The following is a 15,972-nucleotide window of genomic DNA, read 5'->3' as shown; positions in this document are numbered from 1 at the left end:
ACTCAAGGGTTACTGGTTCATACATTTGGTAAAATAACAGCCGCAATCCTTGGCAGAATGGATGAATTAGAGCTTATTTAGCCCATGATTCGCATTAATTTTTTATGTGCTTTTAATTTTTCTTTTGTGGATTTTGTGTTTCTCTCTGTTATTATCCTGCAGTCAAGCATGTGAAATAGGAATAACCAGCATCGGCGTTCCACCATTCTTCAGCACGGTACCAATCTCCGAGCGGAGGAAAAGCCGTTCGAAAAGGCTACGGTTCCGTCGGCCCATTACCAGCAGGTCGATCTTTTTATCGTGGGCGTAGGCTAGTAAGCGCGGGGCGGTGACGCCGGGTTCGGGTAAGTCGAGCTGTACGGGGTATCCCGGGAATTCGGTATTCAGGATTTTCTCCAGCAGCGCCGTCTCCTCACGGATTTTGGTTACGTGCATAAAATCCCGTACGTGGACCAGGTGCATGGCGGGGCCCAACGCAACGCGGAGAAAGTCGAAGCCAATGCTGGTCTCCCGTAGCGCGCCAATCCAATTAAAGGCAATAGCGGCGCGCTTCATTACCGGCGTGCCGTAACCTTCCGGCACCAATAACACCGGGCAGGCGGCCCGCTCGGCGATCCTGCGGGTTATGCTGCCGAACAAAGGCGTCGCGGCATCTGCCACCCCCGATCCCACGCCGCCCATCACGATCATGCAGGTGTCCGCCCGCCGGCTGGCAATCAACAGGGCTTTGGTCGGGCTACCGATGATCCCCCGGCTGCTGACGTTCACTTCGGGCTCCGTGAAACCACCGGTGGCGACCGCCGGTACGATCTTAAGGTTGAAGCGGATGAACCGATCGAGTTTCCGCTGCGCATTCACCCGCGCCTCCAGGCCGCCTTTTTTGGCGCGGCGAAATGCACTGTAGCCATAACCATCGTGAACGTGTAATACTTCCACGCCGAGCCCGGTGGCTTCCGCTAAGAAATAGGCGTAGCGCAACGCGGCACCGGCGGTAGGCGAGAAGTCAGTGGGGACGAGGATTTTTTCCATGGCATATTCATTTAACCATAAGCTGTCGATTATTCAACAATAGTTTGGTGATAAAAATCAGTGCTGGTAATGATCTTGTCTGCTGGTATCTCCTGTTTGTGCGCGGTCGCGGGTGCAGGGAAAATTTTGTTAAGCGCAAAGCTAGCCGAGCGTCCATTGCTCCTTCACCCACTTCCTTCGCACCTGCGGCCGCGCCCACCTAAGCTTCCGCAATCATGACGTTTATCAGCCCCTGCACTGATGCCCGTCAGCGAAATGTAATCGTTACCGGCCCAACTTTACTAACAATAAAATCAAAGTTATGTCCGTAATTAAATCCATTCTGGTGCCGGTTGATTTTAGCGAGATATCCGCCAATAGCTACCGCTATGCCCTGCGGCTGGCCGATAAGGTTTCTGCCTCCGTCCATCTGCTGCACTGCCTACCGTCGATCCCGACAATCGCGGGCTACGGATATAGTGCTTACGATGCGTTGCCGCAAGAGCACCAGCGGGCGGAGCAACAGATTAGCACCTTCGTCGCAGCCGGCAAACTAGCCGTGAGTAGCGAGGTGAACCGGATGCCGGAGGTCGATACGTCCATCACCGCATTCGGGTTGGGGAAGGGGATCGCTGATTACGTGGGCGCGGAAGAAATAGACCTGATCGTGATGGGCACGAAGGGTGCACGGGACGGCTGGGATCGCTTCTTTGGTACCAATTCCGCGTTCATGGTCGGCCAGGTACGACAACCGCTCCTCGTCCTTCCCGCCAGGGCGGAATTCCGGCCGATTAAGTCAGTGTGTTTCGCCACGAACCTTCGGGAGAGCGACATCGCCGGGGCGGAACGCCTGGGGGGTATGCTCTCCGCCTTCAAGCCACGGATCGACTTTCTCCACGTACACCTGCCGGACAGTAAGCAGACCGACGAATCGATCACCACCTTCCGAAAGGCTTTCGAACGGCCCCGCAACGGGGTTGGGGGAACCTTTAAAATAGTAGAACAACCAGCCGCCACCACCGGCATCTTCGCTTACCTGGAAAATCTTCCCCACGACCTGCTGGTGATGGTGAAGTCGGACCGAGAGTGGTGGGAGCGCCTACTCTACCACAGCGATACGAAGAAGTCCGCCATGATGACCAGCCTTCCCTTATTGATTTTTCGGGAGGAAACCGAGGAATTCTGAACATAACACCAGTGGTTATTACCCGCTTATCACAGACCGCTCTTCAGCCTATTACGTTGAAGCTTACCGATAATCCGTCACGGCTCCGCGTGGTACTTGCGTAGGTTAGTTCGTAACCGTATATTGTAAGTACACATAGTTATTCAGTCTGTTTAACCAAGGTAGTTTCTCATTAAACACTATTCGTATGTTCAATATACCCAACAAAAAAATTCTCTGCGTAGACATTGGCGGCTCCTTCGTCAAGGCTATTCTTCTCAAGCCTAACGGAACCCCCGCGTCCGCTTACCAGACCATAGCTACTCCAGTACCACCGTCTCCCCAAAAGATAGTGGCGACCGTACAGCAATTGGCGGATCAGCTAGAAGACTTCGCCTTGATGTCCGTGGGTTTCCCCGGTTACGTGCGTAATGGCACCATCCTTACCGCCCCGAATCTTGGGACGGAGTGTTGGGCTGGCGTGAATTTTCAACGAATCCTAGCCGATCATTTTAGCAAACCCGTCCGCGTCGTCAACGATGCGGATTTGCAGGGCCTCGGTATCGCGAGTGGTAAAGGATTGGAGTTGGTCGCAACCCTCGGCACCGGCTTTGGTACGGCGCTGCTCCTGGAAGGGAAACTGCTGCCCCACTTCGAAATTGCCCACCATCCGGTACACGGCAAGCTCGATTACGATCAGTACGTTGGCGAAGCAGCCCTGGAATCGCTGGGCGTGGCCGCCTGGAATGACCGGATATCGTGCTTGATCGATATCCTCCATCGCGTCTTTAATTACGATAGGCTCTATTTAAGTGGTGGTAATGCCCGACTCGTGGATATTCTACTGCCCGGCAACGTCCGGCTCAGTAACAATGAAACGGGCATTAGGGGCGGCGCTCGCCTCTGGAACCGCCGGGAGCAGCCGGCCCCCCGCCCGGCACCTACGCCCGCGCGCGTTGACTGTCGACGAATGATGGATATTAACGCAATGAACTAATTAATCGCTGTTTAAATAAGGTTGGTATTTGTTTTTAACCACTATTAAATAAAATCATTCGTCATGCTAATCAATATGAGTAAAATCGATCGGGGGCTCCGGATCATTGTTGCCTTTGCCATCCTCATTCTTTATTACACCGGGAGTATTTCCGGCGTTTCGGGCACGGTCGGCCTGGTGCTCTCCGCCGTTCTCCTGGGCACCGTCATGTTTGGCTACTGCCCGCTGTACACGATGCTGGGTATTAGTACTTGCCCGACGAAATCGTGATGATTGTTGAGCGGAACAGTTCTTTGGGGGCATTTTAAGAAGTTTTGGCGCGGCCGCAGGTGCCAGGGAAGTTTATTAGAAACAGGATGTATGAGATGGGGAGGACTAAGTAGATTGTCGTAGACCATGGTGGGGATTTATTCTAGTGAATCAAAGAAAACTGAATAAAGCTCCAATAAAAAAATGGTTGTTAACCTGTTTTGTAGGTAATCAACTCAAACATGCAGAGGCGATTTACCTCACTGACCAACAACCAGTAGGAAGTTGTAAAGTATCTTTTGATAAGGTTTCCTATTCAGCCGAGTGATGCTGGGTAATTGCTAATTACATACTTACACCCTCTCAACTTCTCTTTCCCTGCACCCGCGGCCGCGCCCAAAATTCCTGGGTAATAACCCCAACCCCCTAAACCAAAACCCGTCCATCCTCCATAGTGATAATCCGATCCGTCCGATCAGCAAAATCCTGATCGTGGGTAACGATAAGCAGCGTCAAATCACGAGCGGTCACTAGATCACGGAAAATAGCCAGTACGTTATCCGCATTCTTGCTATCCAAATTACCCGTCGGCTCATCACCCATAATGATGGTCGGCGAATTGATCAGGGCACGGGCGATGGCCACCCGCTGCCGTTCGCCGCCGGAGATACGGGAGGCCCGCTTATCCGCCAGCTTACTGATGTCGAGTAGTTTTAATAACTCCGTGGCAGCTGCACGAATCTCTTCCCTGGATTTCCGCGCGAGCTTCCAGGCCGGAAGACTAACGTTGTCAAGGACGGTGAACTCCTCCAGGAGGTAATGAAACTGAAAGACAAAACCGATGTGCTCGTTGCGGACGGCCGAGAGCTCCGCCGCGGGCAAGCCGGTGATTTTGCGGTCGTCCAGGAATAGTTCACCTTCGTAAACCGTGTCCATCGTGGACAGAATATAAAGCAGGGTAGACTTGCCACTACCGGATTTACCCATGATGGAAACGAACTCTCCGGCGTGCACGTCAAAGGATACATCCCGCAGCACGTGATAGTCCGTCGGCGTATAAAAATGCTTATTAATGCCGGTGGCGCGGATGACTGATTTCTTATTCATGAATAATCAAATAAATTTATTGTGATATTTCTCATACTCCAACGTTTTGCTACGTTTCCCCCCCTTCCGCTTCTGGACTTTCGTAGGCAGCAGCGCAGCTAACGGGGAAGAGGTTTTCTTAGTACGACTGGCTAATACCAATCAAACACTCAATCTAACTCATTGCCCCCGAAGCACATCCACCGGGTCCATTTTCCTCGCCTTGTTCGCCGGCAGATAACCCGCGAAGTAAGACGCAACGACCGCGAACGCAAAACCAATCACGAAGTAGATGGGGGCGATGTTGACCGGATACGTAGTGATGGTCGGTAGCGCCTCCATTTCGAAAGGCGTATGGTCGATCAGTACGGAAAGCCCCCACCCGAGTAACAACCCCATCACGCCGCCAAAAAGCCCGATCGCCAGCGCCTGAATCATAAAAATCATTTTGACTTCCCTCCCCGAAAACCCGATCGCCTTGAGAATAGCAATGTCGTTCATCTTCTCCCGGATAAACATATTGAGGATATTATAAATTCCGAACCCCGCCACCACGAGCAATGTGATGGAAACGACGTAAGTGATCAGGTTACGGATACTGGTGCCGGTTTCAAATTGCGCATTGGCCGTCCCGATATCCACCGCCTTGATGTTGTAAAGTGAGGCAAAGTGCTCGGCGAGCGGTAAGGCGTTTTCGATGTCGTACAACTTGACGTTAATGTCAGTCACGTAACCGGTGCGCTCACCGAGGAGCCTACGGGCGGTGCCAATGTTGACGTAACTCTGGGTGTCGTCTACGTCCGCCAGGCCGCTCTGGTACAGACCGACTACCTTCAGTGGAAGGCGGTTACCCTCGGTGCTGAGTAGTTGCACCCTGCCGTCAATATCCGTGCTCAATTTTCTAGCTACCCCATGGCCGAGAATGATGGCATTCTCATCCCTTTTCAGCGCGTCCGTGCTACCGGCCACGATGTAATCTTCCAACGGGAAAAGCCGTACCTCTTCCGCAACGTCGATACCCGAAACGACTCCGTTCAGGTCGACGGCCCCGGCGCTGTAGAATACCTGCGACCGAACGTGCGGGCTTACCCCCCTGACCTCGGGGTAAGACCGAATACTTTTGATCATGGAAGTGGCGGAGGCAATCCTGCTTTGCCGCCGCTTTGGTTTTATGGAATGAATGAGTAAGAGATCGTCCGCGTACGCTGCGCTGAACGCCAGTGGTTGTCGTTCCGATGGCCCGATCTCTTTGTAGAGGTGAATGTGCGGGGTGCGGTCCAGCGATAGTCCGTCGAGCAGCCCGTTCAGGCCCGTCATAAAAGTGCTGAGGGTGATGAACATACCGATGCCGATGGTGACGCCCAGCGCGGCGACCAGTGATTGCTTTAACCGACTGAACAAGTGCTTTCCCGCGATGTAAAACAGTAGTTGCAGGTCCATCTTATTCCGGTTGATAGACGAGTGCGTTGGTATCCAAACCACTGATGATCTCCGTATACCGGAGGTCGGAAATGCCGGTAACGACGCTTTGCGCGCCGTCCGCGGTGAACACTTGATTGTCGGGCCCGATGAACTCCGTTGGCAAGATTAGGGTGTTTTCCCGCCGGGAGATGATGACGTTGGCTTCACCGCTAAGCCCATCATATAATTGTTTCGGAGACTTCGTAAAACTTGCTTCCACGGTGAAAGTCTGCGAGCGATCGTCCTTGTGGGGAAGAATTCGGGTGATTACGGCTTTGTAGGGCTCATCGCGGTAAGCATCTAGGATAACTACTACGTTTTGCCCGATTAATACTTTCGGAATATCCACCTCGTCGATCAGTAATTCAAGAATGAAATCATCCGTACTACCGATGCGCGCAACCGGCGTCTGGGTGGTGACGGATTCTCCTTCCCGCACCAACACTTCGTACACGGTGCCACCCATTTTCGCGTGGGTGACGTATTCAGCGTATTGTTGCCCGCTGATTTCTAGGTCGGTTCCAGCCAGGTCAAATTGGTCCGCGAGTTCCCGCTGAGTTCGTGCGTAGGCTCGGTGGAGTTCGTCAATCTGGCTACGGGTAGTTTTGTACTTCAGCTCGGTCATTTCAAATGCCTGCTTCGAACCAATATTTTGCCGCCACAAACGTCCCTGGCGCCGGTAATTCAGGGAATCTTGTGTCAGGCTCATGGCCGCGGATTGCAGCCGATCTTCCATTTCCTTCAGTATTGCCGCGTCGCCCCGGTAGCTTTCGCGGGCGCGCGCGAGGTTTTGCGTGGCTTTCTTACGAGCGAGCTGCGCCCGGTCGGTGCTAATTCGGAAAAGCTCATCGTTCTCTTCGATCAGAGCTCCTTCCACAAGATGACTTCGCTCAATAATTCCATTTACGGAAGAAAATACCGTGTACGCTTCATTAGGTACTACCGTCGCCGTTCCGTACACCGCCTCGGTAATGGTCGTAAGGCCGGGGTGGATGCCCGGAGTTTCTTTGGCACAACCGTTGAGTAACAGGAATAATAGAAATAATTCAACGGTTTTCATGTTGCTATATTTATTACACGTGCATACCTCCGTCGATCACGTGGGTGTTGCCGGTGATGTATTTGCTTTCGTCGCAACTCAGGAAAAGCACCAAGTCGGCAATTTCTTCCGCAAGCGCGTACCGGCCAAAGGGTATTTGCGACTCGAATCCATCCTTAGCCTTATCCGGCGCATCCCCGCCGAGTTTCCCCTCGATGTGGCGCATCATCTGCGTTTCCACGGGGCCGGGGTGAATGCTGTTCACCCGGATCTTCCGGTCCGCGTTCTCCACGGCGGCCACCCGCATGATCCCCACTTCAGCGTGTTTGCTCACCGCATAAGCCCCCAGGTTGGCAAATCCCCTGAGGCCGGCGACCGATGACGTAATGATCACGCTCCCGCCCGGGCGCATTTTCGGAATAACGCACTGGCAACCTAACCAAACACCCTTGACGTTAACGGCCATCACCCGGTCGAATTCATCTTCGGGGTAAGTCGCTATCGGGCTTACCGCGCCTTCGATGCCCGCATTGTTAAAGAATACATCGATATTCCCAAAAGCGGACAGCGTAGCGTCGACGTATTTCTCTACGTCCGCCTTCTGCGACACATCCGCCCGGCAGTGTTGGAGGTGGGGCGAGGCTAATTCTTCCGTCGCCTTCTTCAACGCCGTTGTATTATTGTCTACGATCATTACTTTGGCACCTTCGCGGAGAAAGCGCTTGGCCGTAGCCAGGCCGATGCCGTTGGCCCCTCCGGTGATGATGGCTACTTTATCTTTTAATCTATTCATGGGTTTTAATTTAAATAGCTTGTGTCTGAAAATATTAACTCGATGCTCAAAAATTGAGCATAAAGCATGCTATGCGCCAGCATTGAGATCATCAACCCTATTTACGTAATTAGCTGACCTGACGCAAGGGGATTTTTCTAATCGTAAAAAAGTGGAACACAAAAGGCACAAAACAGGACATAAGCACAAAATGGTGTGAGCACGCTGATTTCGCTAGCTTTTGCTTTGTGTTTTTTCTTCCTTTTGTGCTTTCGGTGTCAAAAACCAATCTTTCGTGCTCAGTAATTATACTAGGTGCGTAAGATTAGATATCTAATGATCAATAGGGCGCGGTCGCAGGTGCAAGGGTGGTTCGTTAGACGTGCGCTAAAGGTTCGTGCGCGTACGTTTGTAGTTTACTAACGTACCTATGGTAAATTTCCCGATACCGGCGCAGTTGACACAAGAGTTTACCCGCGTGGGCCTCACCAGGCAGATGATCTAATTTAATCGCGGTGACCTTTAGGCGAACACTAGCCCGGTAGCATTTATAATAATTGAACATTTGCTCATCTTCTTCCGTCAGCAGGCTACGGTTAGCGGATTGATAGCTCGTCGCAAAACGTTCCGAAAGATCAGCTCTTCCGGCGGCTTCGAGATCGACGCACAGAAAGGCAACCTCATCCAGCACGTCTATTTTTCGGAACGCATCGTTGAACTCAATACAGTCAAAAAGGATCGGTTGGCCGTGCTCCAGGAATACGTTGCTGGCGTGTAAGTCTCCGTGGCCTTCTACCGTAAAGCCCAGGATTCGGCGACAGTGAAATCTTTGGCGGTGTTTGTGCAGGAAAGTTCTGGCGATCCTTATACTACTCATGATCCGATCCGTTTTCGCAGGACCGATTTGCGCGTTGAATAATTCAACATAGTTACCAATGTCGCTGAACGCGTCGAGCGCTTTGATGGGGTTGAAAAGCGATTTATCCATCGTAGCGTGCTGGTGGAAGGCAGCGAGCTGGTCGGCGAGTCGGTCGATGTGTGCCGTCGTTACTTCTCCCCGTTCGAGCATCCCGGCCATTTCCCACCGCTTGTCTACCCGTCGCATCCTAATGGCGTAGTCGATGGAATTATCCTGATAAGCACCAAACTCTAGACCACCACCGATTGGATTTACCGCTACAACGGCTTCGTACATATCGGGAGCGGTCCGCCGATTAAGTTTCAGCTCGCGTTCGCAATAAAATTTGCGTTTATCCAGGGTTGAAAAGTCTAAAAAAGAAAACTGTACATCTTTCTTCATTTTGTACACCTTGTGCGGCGTCAAAAGTAGCCAGGAAATATGCGTTTCTATTAGTTCCGCATTTTTCAGGTCGGGGTTTTTTCGTAAAAGGTTAAGTTGTTGTCTGTTCATAATTCATGTATTTTTTGGCTACCGTTACCATCGATTCGAGTGGGGCAAATTCGGGCCCTAAGCGAAGATGAGGTGCCGTTAAAGATTCGTAACGCGCTCTAATTTTTTGGTACACCGCCAGGTCGGCTTCACTAAAGGTTCGCTGTTTCTCTACGCGTCTTTCGATCGTTTCTTCGTTGGCGTTCAGCTCAATCCAACTGATCGGGCACGCTAGCCGGCGGGCTAATTTCTGGTAGGGGCGTCGTAGATCTTTCCGGTAGAGGGTTGCATCCACGATTACCGACGTGCCGGCGCTTAATAGGGTTTCGGTACGTTCTATCAATGCCTGGTAAACTCGTGCTTTGTCCGTCGGGGTGTATTGTCCACGCAACCCCAGTTCCGCCCGGATCACATCACTATTCAGGTGTTCCGCTCCAATCTCCACGGCCAGTTTGCGGGAAAGGGTTGATTTGCCCGTCCCGGGTAGACCGACTACCATGATCAATTTTGCACTGTTCATGTTCGGGTTTGAGGCCTAGTGAAAATCCTTCACTAGGCTGCGAGTCATCAGGAGTGGCCGTCCTGACGGAGTAGGGACGGGTACCTCATAAAGGTGCCACCTAACGGGCGGTGCTTTACTGATAAAACTCATTGTCCTTGATGATGAACATCAGGGCGCTTGCCGTTTAGTTGCCGCAAATTGTATCTCTATTGCGTTGGTGCATCCTTATCTTTAGTAATTGATGTTACGCAGATTTTTTCGCTACATAGCACGAAGTACCGCGAAGCAAAACACAAAAGCACGGAAAACTCTTTTCGGCTACGCCGAATCACGCTTTTCCAACGCTTTCGTGGTTCTGTGTTTTTGTGGCAAAATCTGGTTTCGTCAAGGCAGTTAGCAGTACAACCAGTCCATTATGTCACTATCCCACCTCACCGTCGCTCAATTCTGTGATTTTCACGGCTGTAGTACCGTCATAATCGAAGAATTCGCGGAGCAAGGTATTTTTGAAACCCATTACGAAAATGGCCTAGTGCTGATTCCCTATTCAGAAATTTCCCGGCTGGAGCGTGCGCTACGTATTCACCTTGACCTGGGGGTCAACGCCGTAGGGATCGATATCATCCTAAACTTGCTAGAACAACTGGATGCACGCCGTTTCGACCGTATTGAAGTATGAATTGATTAGTAACTGACCTTACGCAACCGGATTATGCCACATAAACACAAAAAACACACAAGAGTAAGTAAACGGTGCTACGGCGTAGCCGTACACCGATTTTTGTGCTTTCGTGTTTATGTGGCGAAATAATCTACGTAACATCAGTTAGTAACACAACAGCAAGCTATTTATCTTCCCCAACATCTTTTCACGCTTTCACGCTCCCTTTTAGCCCGGTATTCACGGTAGCCTTCGAAGAACTATTCTTCCCCGCATCACCTTCTGCTCTCATGACAAAGCTATACTACTGCTACGACGCGCTCTGCGGCTGGTGCTACGGATTCAGCTCCGTGATGACGACATTTTACGCAAAACACCGCACGGAAATCGGCCTCGAAGTCATCTCCGGAGGAATGATCACCGGCGACCGTATCGGCCCGATCGGCGAAGTGGCGGGCTACATCAAAACGGCGTACAAAGACGTTGAAAACCGCTGCCAGGTTACGTTCGGAGAATCTTTTCTCGATGGTACCCTGGCGGAAGGCTCGGCAATATTCACGAGTGTTCCTCCGGCGGTCGCGTTGAGCATCGTCAAGGATAAGTACCCGGAAAATGCGCTTGACTACGCGGCCGTACTGCAAAAGGCAATCTATTACGACGGCATTCAACCTACGGATATCGATGCATACGGTTTGCGCGCGGAAAAGTACGGTTTTGATCGGGACGAGTTTGTAAGAGACATGCAATCCGAACGTTATCAACTGCTTGCGCAAGATGATTTTAGTAAGTCAAATTCCTTTGGCGTGACGGGGTTCCCAACGCTCATCGCTGAAGCTGGCGACGGGAAACGCTATGCCATCGCGCGGGGGTACACCGATTTGGCGCAGTTGGAGAAGACTTGGGAGGCGATTCTTGGATTAAATTAGTATTAATTCAATGAGGAAATTATCGACACGGATCGGGATTTCGCATGATGGCGGTCAGCGGCGGTCGTGATATACATTAGGTGCTGTCGAATTGAACCGTCATCGCCTCTGCTCCTACATTTGATTAGCGAATGAATTTGAAATTACTACGCCGCAGCACGGCCAAAATATCGCTACTCACGCTGACTGACGAGAAATTTACGCTTCTCTCGCTGGAGAAATTCTTGGAGCGTAGTCGGATCGTTGCCCGTCAGTTCCTTGACCGCCAGTGAGATGTTGGGTTCTTCCTGAAACCGAGACACGAAATGGACCACCGTCAATACCATCGCCCGCCCGAAGCTCATTCCCCCACTTGCCTTTCCTATCATAAACGATATTGGATTCTTGTTCTTGAAAGTTATTCTCGTGCCAAGAATCGTACTCATCAACTTAGCGACTTCACGGAAGCTTCTGTTCTCACTTCCCGTTATCTCAATTACTTGATTAGCATAGACGTCAAAATCATTGATTAGCGTCGCGCAGCACTCACCGATGTTTCTGACATCAACCCAGTTAAATGTGGCCCCGCCGGCGGGTAACGTTATCGTTCGGCTCCTCTCGATCTCGGGTAGTAGCGTTGTCGTAAGATTTTGCATGAAGTAGCTTGGGCGCACGAATATGTACTCGAAGCCAAGTAACTCGATCGCCTTTTCTATTTTTTTGTGGGGAATGACGCCGCTTTTTTCAGCTCCTTGCACCGAGAGGAATACGATTTTATGAATACCAGTGTCCCGGACCGAGCGTAGAAACGGACGGATGATTTTATCAATAGCGGATATCTGGGGCGGGCGAAGTAGGAAGACGATGTCTATTTCAGCCAGCGCGCCCGGGAAGGTAAAGGGCTTCGTGAAGTCAAACTTCCTGAACGTTAAACCAGCAAACTCACGTAAATCGTCTTTTCCTCCATTAAGGTCCCTGACTGCCGCCACAACGTCGATGTCACTATCCAGCGCGCTCAGATAACGGATCACTTCCGTACCAATATTCCCGGTAGCTCCCGTAACCAGCACCTTTATCATAAGTTAGTATTTAATCGTGCGTTAGGTTCAAACACGCGCTAAATTATGAACTATCGGCGATTAAGTCGACGCTGCAGCCTCCTGAGAAGCCAGGTTGGCTACGGACCGTAAATCAGATGGTCTAATGATCAATAGCGGAAGCGTAGCCCTGAAGGCTGCTTGCTTAGTATTACTGCCATCAAACAGACGCGTTAAAAAGTCCTTTTTCGGGCGGTTCATCACGACCAGATCGTAATTATGCTCGTCGGCATACTCAAATAAAGCGTCCACTACGTCCTTGCCTTCAACACTTTCAAAGGTATGTAAGCCCGCCGCTTCCGGGCTTTCGAAGATATCGATCAACGAATCCAGGTCGAACACCGCGATTCCCTTTATCCCCGGCCGTTTTACGTGTAAGAAGTGCATCACGGGATTGAACGCCCGCAGTATCCTTTGGAGGTGGCCTGCCTGAAAAATAATGGGATCCGTTAAGTTGGTCGCGTAGCAGAGGTGTTGGATGGGGGTGTACGAAACACCGTTCGGAACGATCAAAACCGGGCAGGGTAATTTAGCGACCAGAGAACTGGTGTTCGTACCAAGCAAATCGTCCCAGGCATCCTGGCGACCGTTCGTCCCCATAATCACAAGCTGAACGTCTTTGTGCTTCACGTGGTGGTGAATCGCACTCTGTAAATAGGATACCGCAATTAAGGTATCTACGACCGGTGTGTTGCGCAGGTCGGGAGCCGCCGCCGCCAGGCCATCGAGATAGAAGTCGGTCATATCCTTTTTGGCATCATCTTCGATTCTGATCCGTAGCGAATTGACGAAGGAGCCATATCCCGGGCTCGCGGTGCTCGGCGGAATGGCGAATAGTAGATAGATACGGGCGTCGATGCGGTCGGCAAACCTGAGCGCATACTGAAAGGTGTTGGCGGAGATCGCTGAAAAGTCGACCGGTACCAAAATAGATTTAATTTTATTCATCGGGAGGTGATTTATTACTACATAAAATAGTGAACACAGGTCGATAAAAAGATGATTTAAATCATTAGATAGTATGATCTACGTGGCAAGCCAGATCGTTCTGACTTACTTTGCACCCGCGTCCACGCCAAACTTTTATCCTGAAAACAATGGGTAGTCGCAACCGCAATAAGTAGCCTAGAAATATCTCCGCCTACTCATCCGTTTCATCCGGTAAAATAAGCAGCGGCCTGGTGGTCTCCAACGCGGCATCGTGCGTCGTGCTTTTAAAGAATAAGCGACTCAGCCAGCCGTGGTGGGGGCGGTGCATGACGACCAGGTCCGAATTATTCGCTTCCGCATAAGCAAAGATTTCTTCCGCAACGTCGCTATTTTTTAATACGTGAAATCCGGTCCCGGCCGCCGAGCCCGGTCGGTCAAATAGCTGGCGTAGTAATGCGATGTCGAATTCCGCCTTGGTGTCCTTACCCTGCTTTACGTGGACAAAATCCAGCCGGGGCTCGAATACTCGCAAGGTTTTCACTAGGAAACCGGCCTTAAAAGTATTGATGTGCGTTAAATCGGTAGCGTAGCAAATGGAATGGAGTGGACGAAAGGCGAAACCCTTTGGTACGATCAGCACCGGGCAAACGGCTTTATTAACGAGGTGGGATGTATTCGTTCCGAACAGGGAACGGGCGAAGTCATCGGCTCCGTCGGTACCCATCACGATCAGGCCGGTGCCCCGGTTTTTGGCGTGGCGGAGGATGGTAGCGCGGACGTTGCCGACAACGGCGTAGGACTGAACGGCGGGGATGTGTTGCAACTGGCCGGACGTGGCGGTCACCGCCTGCGTAAAGAAATCCATCATTTTCTCCTTACTGTTTTCGACGTGTTGCGCCGTCAGGCTTACGGAAAGTAAGCTGCCGTTGTCGTCGGGGACGACGTGAAGCAAGTCGATGCCGGCGTCCAGTTGGTCGGCGAGGCGGAGCGCGTAGCGAAGTGCGTTGGCGGATACCTTTGATAGGTCGAGCGGGACAAGTATGGAATCGATCGATTGCATGAAGTGGATAATTTTGAACTAATAATTGATATTTCGCAGATTAATCAGCCACATAAACACAAAAGCACGGAAAAACTCTTTTCGGCTACGCCGAAGCATCTTTCGCCTACGCTTTTGTGGTTCTGTGTTTATGTGGCAAAATCTGGTTGCGTGTCAGCTAATAAATTAAAGTGGTGAGGTAAGTGCTTGGACAATATTAAACATACATCTTACAACCCTCTCCCCCGGCCCCTTTAGCTTCGCTGCTTCCTACGGAGGTCCAAAGGTAGAGGGGAGATGAGGCAGCTCGCTGCGCTCGTCAAAATGTTACGATAATATTGTCCTATTACTTAAAATAATCGGTTTCGTCGGGCGCTGGCCTTGGGTTAATTATATTCGACTAATTTATGGTCACGCACCAATTCGTCTTTTCCCTTAGGCTTCATGAAAGGTACGATCAGCAAAGGCACTTTTGCTTCTTTAACGATACCCATGATATTTTTAGAATCAAATAAATTACGCCAGAATCCCCGTCGCTTGCCTCCGATGACGAGTAAATCGATGCGGTGGATTAGCGAATAATCCAGCAAATCTCCCACCATGATGCCTTCCTCGATGGCATCGAAATGGAAGGTATAACTTGGAAAATCCGGCCCCCAGGCCAGGGAAAGGAACTCGTTTTCGTTATCAAACTCCCACTTCCAATCATGCTCCTTGACGTGGACGAATCGAACGTCTGGCTTCAGCGCCCGAATAACGGAACGAGCGAAACTACTGATTTTCAGTACTTCGGAAGCCTCGTCAAACGCAATGGCTAAGCGTTCAACCGTCACCGGACCATAATCGCGCGGAATTAAGATCACCGGACACTTACCGTCCAGCGCCACGGTATTCGCTACGCTTCCGTAATACCCCGGCGGGTGCGCGCCCGCCCCCGCACCGACGCCACCCAGTACGACGAGCGCTGTATTAGGCTCCTTCGTGCGTTTCAGTAAGCCACGTGCGGCGTCGCCGGTAATGGTCGATATGTTGAAGGCGGTCATCTGCCTGGCGTAGCCGGTCGCTTTTTCTACGGCTGGTTTGCAGTGTTTTCGGGCAAAGGCTTCTAGTTCGGGTTCTAATTCATTTCGTCGTAATTCGTAATCATTGGAAGTGAATAGCTTATCGCCACTCCGTAACGGATCGATGTAGTGGACAATCTCTAAAGTAAGGTTAAGGGTTTCCGCCAGGTAGCAACCAAAGGTTACGGCGGAAGCGGAGGTTTTGGAAAAGTCAACGGCTACAATTAAAGTACTCATGGTTTGGCTAGTTTTGTCAGAGTTATTGATTAAATCGATATAACTTGGCTCTTGCCAAATAAGATAGAGACAATACCGACCGAATAAGGTGATATATGACAGGGCGCGTGATGATTCTTAATGAATAACTGACCTTACGCAACCGGATTATGCCACATAAACGTAAAAACACACAAAAGTAAGTAAAAGGTGCTTCGGCATAGCCGTACACCAATTTTTGTGCTTTTGTGTTTATGTGGCGAAATAACCTACTTAACATCAGTGAATAGGGAGGGCATGCGCGGTCACAGGTGCCCTGTTTATTGGTTGAGCCAGGGGAATACGCCACAATCCACCGCTCCGGCGTATTTTCTTTGCACCCGCGGCCGCGCAA

16 protein-coding genes are annotated in these 15,972 nt (G+C 51.0%); 5 read left to right on the top strand and 11 right to left on the bottom strand.

Features of this window, described 5'->3' with window-relative positions; genetic code table 11:
* Positions 1-162: 162 nt before the first annotated feature.
* Positions 163-1,029: a universal stress protein gene (locus GGR27_RS05410; RefSeq protein WP_168036351.1), complete on the bottom strand. Its 867-nt coding sequence runs from the start codon at positions 1,027-1,029 to the stop codon at positions 163-165.
* A 301-nt stretch (positions 1,030-1,330) separates the two neighbouring features.
* Between GGR27_RS05410 and GGR27_RS05405 the strand changes: the two genes are divergently transcribed.
* From GGR27_RS05405 to GGR27_RS05395, 3 genes are all read left to right on the top strand, one after another.
* The gene (locus GGR27_RS05405; RefSeq protein WP_168036350.1) at positions 1,331-2,194 is read left to right on the top strand and encodes a universal stress protein; all 864 of its coding nucleotides are present in this window, start codon (positions 1,331-1,333) and stop codon (positions 2,192-2,194) included.
* Between the two features lie 187 nt (positions 2,195-2,381).
* Positions 2,382-3,170, top strand: coding sequence for an ROK family protein (locus GGR27_RS05400; RefSeq protein ID WP_168036349.1), 789 nt, complete (start codon positions 2,382-2,384; stop codon positions 3,168-3,170).
* A gap of 63 nt (positions 3,171-3,233) precedes the next feature.
* Positions 3,234-3,440 carry a YgaP family membrane protein gene (locus GGR27_RS05395; RefSeq protein ID WP_168036348.1) on the top strand — a complete coding sequence of 69 codons (207 nt, stop codon included), beginning with the start codon at positions 3,234-3,236 and terminating at the stop codon, positions 3,438-3,440.
* 405 nt (positions 3,441-3,845) lie between these two features.
* Here the strand turns inward: GGR27_RS05395 and GGR27_RS05390 are convergent, their stop codons facing one another.
* From GGR27_RS05390 to GGR27_RS05365, 6 genes are all read right to left on the bottom strand, one after another.
* Positions 3,846-4,526, bottom strand: coding sequence for an ABC transporter ATP-binding protein (locus tag GGR27_RS05390; protein WP_168036347.1), 681 nt, complete (start codon positions 4,524-4,526; stop codon positions 3,846-3,848).
* A gap of 159 nt (positions 4,527-4,685) precedes the next feature.
* Positions 4,686-5,945: an ABC transporter permease gene (locus GGR27_RS05385; RefSeq protein WP_168036346.1), complete on the bottom strand. Its 1,260-nt coding sequence runs from the start codon at positions 5,943-5,945 to the stop codon at positions 4,686-4,688.
* 1 nt (position 5,946) lies between these two features.
* Positions 5,947-7,026 carry an efflux RND transporter periplasmic adaptor subunit gene (locus GGR27_RS05380; RefSeq protein ID WP_168036345.1) on the bottom strand — a complete coding sequence of 360 codons (1,080 nt, stop codon included), beginning with the start codon at positions 7,024-7,026 and terminating at the stop codon, positions 5,947-5,949.
* A 13-nt stretch (positions 7,027-7,039) separates the two neighbouring features.
* Complete coding sequence (locus tag GGR27_RS05375; protein ID WP_168036344.1) at positions 7,040-7,798, bottom strand: SDR family NAD(P)-dependent oxidoreductase; 759 nt, start codon at positions 7,796-7,798, stop codon at positions 7,040-7,042.
* A gap of 355 nt (positions 7,799-8,153) precedes the next feature.
* Positions 8,154-9,188, bottom strand: a complete 1,035-nt coding sequence (locus tag GGR27_RS05370; RefSeq protein ID WP_168036343.1) for a hypothetical protein — start codon at positions 9,186-9,188, stop codon at positions 8,154-8,156.
* Positions 9,169-9,687: an AAA family ATPase gene (locus GGR27_RS05365; protein WP_168036342.1), complete on the bottom strand. Its 519-nt coding sequence runs from the start codon at positions 9,685-9,687 to the stop codon at positions 9,169-9,171. Before GGR27_RS05365 ends, GGR27_RS05370 begins: the two co-directional genes overlap by 20 nt.
* Positions 9,688-10,084: 397 nt before the next feature.
* Here GGR27_RS05365 and GGR27_RS05360 point away from each other — a divergent pair, with 397 nt between their 5' ends.
* Complete coding sequence (locus GGR27_RS05360; protein ID WP_168036341.1) at positions 10,085-10,348, top strand: chaperone modulator CbpM; 264 nt, start codon at positions 10,085-10,087, stop codon at positions 10,346-10,348.
* A gap of 272 nt (positions 10,349-10,620) precedes the next feature.
* The gene (locus tag GGR27_RS05355) at positions 10,621-11,256 is read left to right on the top strand and encodes a DsbA family protein (RefSeq protein WP_168036340.1); all 636 of its coding nucleotides are present in this window, start codon (positions 10,621-10,623) and stop codon (positions 11,254-11,256) included.
* A 173-nt stretch (positions 11,257-11,429) separates the two neighbouring features.
* Here GGR27_RS05355 and GGR27_RS05350 read toward each other — a convergent pair whose 3' ends face one another.
* The 4 genes from GGR27_RS05350 to GGR27_RS05335 form a co-directional block, all read right to left on the bottom strand.
* Positions 11,430-12,314 (bottom strand): NmrA family NAD(P)-binding protein, encoded by an 885-nt coding sequence (locus GGR27_RS05350; protein ID WP_168036339.1) that lies wholly within the window; start codon positions 12,312-12,314, stop codon positions 11,430-11,432.
* A gap of 60 nt (positions 12,315-12,374) precedes the next feature.
* Positions 12,375-13,280: a universal stress protein gene (locus tag GGR27_RS05345; protein WP_168036338.1), complete on the bottom strand. Its 906-nt coding sequence runs from the start codon at positions 13,278-13,280 to the stop codon at positions 12,375-12,377.
* 193 nt (positions 13,281-13,473) lie between these two features.
* The gene (locus GGR27_RS05340; protein WP_168036337.1) at positions 13,474-14,322 is read right to left on the bottom strand and encodes a universal stress protein; all 849 of its coding nucleotides are present in this window, start codon (positions 14,320-14,322) and stop codon (positions 13,474-13,476) included.
* Positions 14,323-14,687: 365 nt separating this feature from the next.
* Positions 14,688-15,599 carry a universal stress protein gene (locus tag GGR27_RS05335; RefSeq protein WP_168036336.1) on the bottom strand — a complete coding sequence of 304 codons (912 nt, stop codon included), beginning with the start codon at positions 15,597-15,599 and terminating at the stop codon, positions 14,688-14,690.
* Positions 15,600-15,972 lie beyond the last annotated feature (373 nt).

The sequence above is a fragment of the Neolewinella antarctica genome, from assembly GCF_011927835.1.
GTDB lineage: Bacteria > Bacteroidota > Bacteroidia > Chitinophagales > Saprospiraceae > Neolewinella > Neolewinella antarctica.
This window is presented reverse-complemented; position numbering and strand designations above follow the sequence as displayed.

Coding starts and splice junctions, on each gene's coding strand:
- GGR27_RS05355 (WP_168036340.1), top strand. CDS start 10,621: ATGACAAAGCTATACTACTGCTACGACGCGCTCTGCGGCTGGTGCTAC.
- GGR27_RS05405 (WP_168036350.1), top strand. CDS start 1,331: ATGTCCGTAATTAAATCCATTCTGGTGCCGGTTGATTTTAGCGAGATA.
- GGR27_RS05360 (WP_168036341.1), top strand. CDS start 10,085: ATGTCACTATCCCACCTCACCGTCGCTCAATTCTGTGATTTTCACGGC.
- GGR27_RS05365 (WP_168036342.1), bottom strand. CDS start 9,687: ATGAACAGTGCAAAATTGATCATGGTAGTCGGTCTACCCGGGACGGGC.
- GGR27_RS05350 (WP_168036339.1), bottom strand. CDS start 12,314: ATGATAAAGGTGCTGGTTACGGGAGCTACCGGGAATATTGGTACGGAA.
- GGR27_RS05380 (WP_168036345.1), bottom strand. CDS start 7,026: ATGAAAACCGTTGAATTATTTCTATTATTCCTGTTACTCAACGGTTGT.
- GGR27_RS05400 (WP_168036349.1), top strand. CDS start 2,382: ATGTTCAATATACCCAACAAAAAAATTCTCTGCGTAGACATTGGCGGC.
- GGR27_RS05410 (WP_168036351.1), bottom strand. CDS start 1,029: ATGGAAAAAATCCTCGTCCCCACTGACTTCTCGCCTACCGCCGGTGCC.
- GGR27_RS05345 (WP_168036338.1), bottom strand. CDS start 13,280: ATGAATAAAATTAAATCTATTTTGGTACCGGTCGACTTTTCAGCGATC.
- GGR27_RS05375 (WP_168036344.1), bottom strand. CDS start 7,798: ATGAATAGATTAAAAGATAAAGTAGCCATCATCACCGGAGGGGCCAAC.
- GGR27_RS05370 (WP_168036343.1), bottom strand. CDS start 9,188: ATGAACAGACAACAACTTAACCTTTTACGAAAAAACCCCGACCTGAAA.
- GGR27_RS05335 (WP_168036336.1), bottom strand. CDS start 15,599: ATGAGTACTTTAATTGTAGCCGTTGACTTTTCCAAAACCTCCGCTTCC.
- GGR27_RS05395 (WP_168036348.1), top strand. CDS start 3,234: ATGCTAATCAATATGAGTAAAATCGATCGGGGGCTCCGGATCATTGTT.
- GGR27_RS05340 (WP_168036337.1), bottom strand. CDS start 14,322: ATGCAATCGATCGATTCCATACTTGTCCCGCTCGACCTATCAAAGGTA.
- GGR27_RS05390 (WP_168036347.1), bottom strand. CDS start 4,526: ATGAATAAGAAATCAGTCATCCGCGCCACCGGCATTAATAAGCATTTT.
- GGR27_RS05385 (WP_168036346.1), bottom strand. CDS start 5,945: ATGGACCTGCAACTACTGTTTTACATCGCGGGAAAGCACTTGTTCAGT.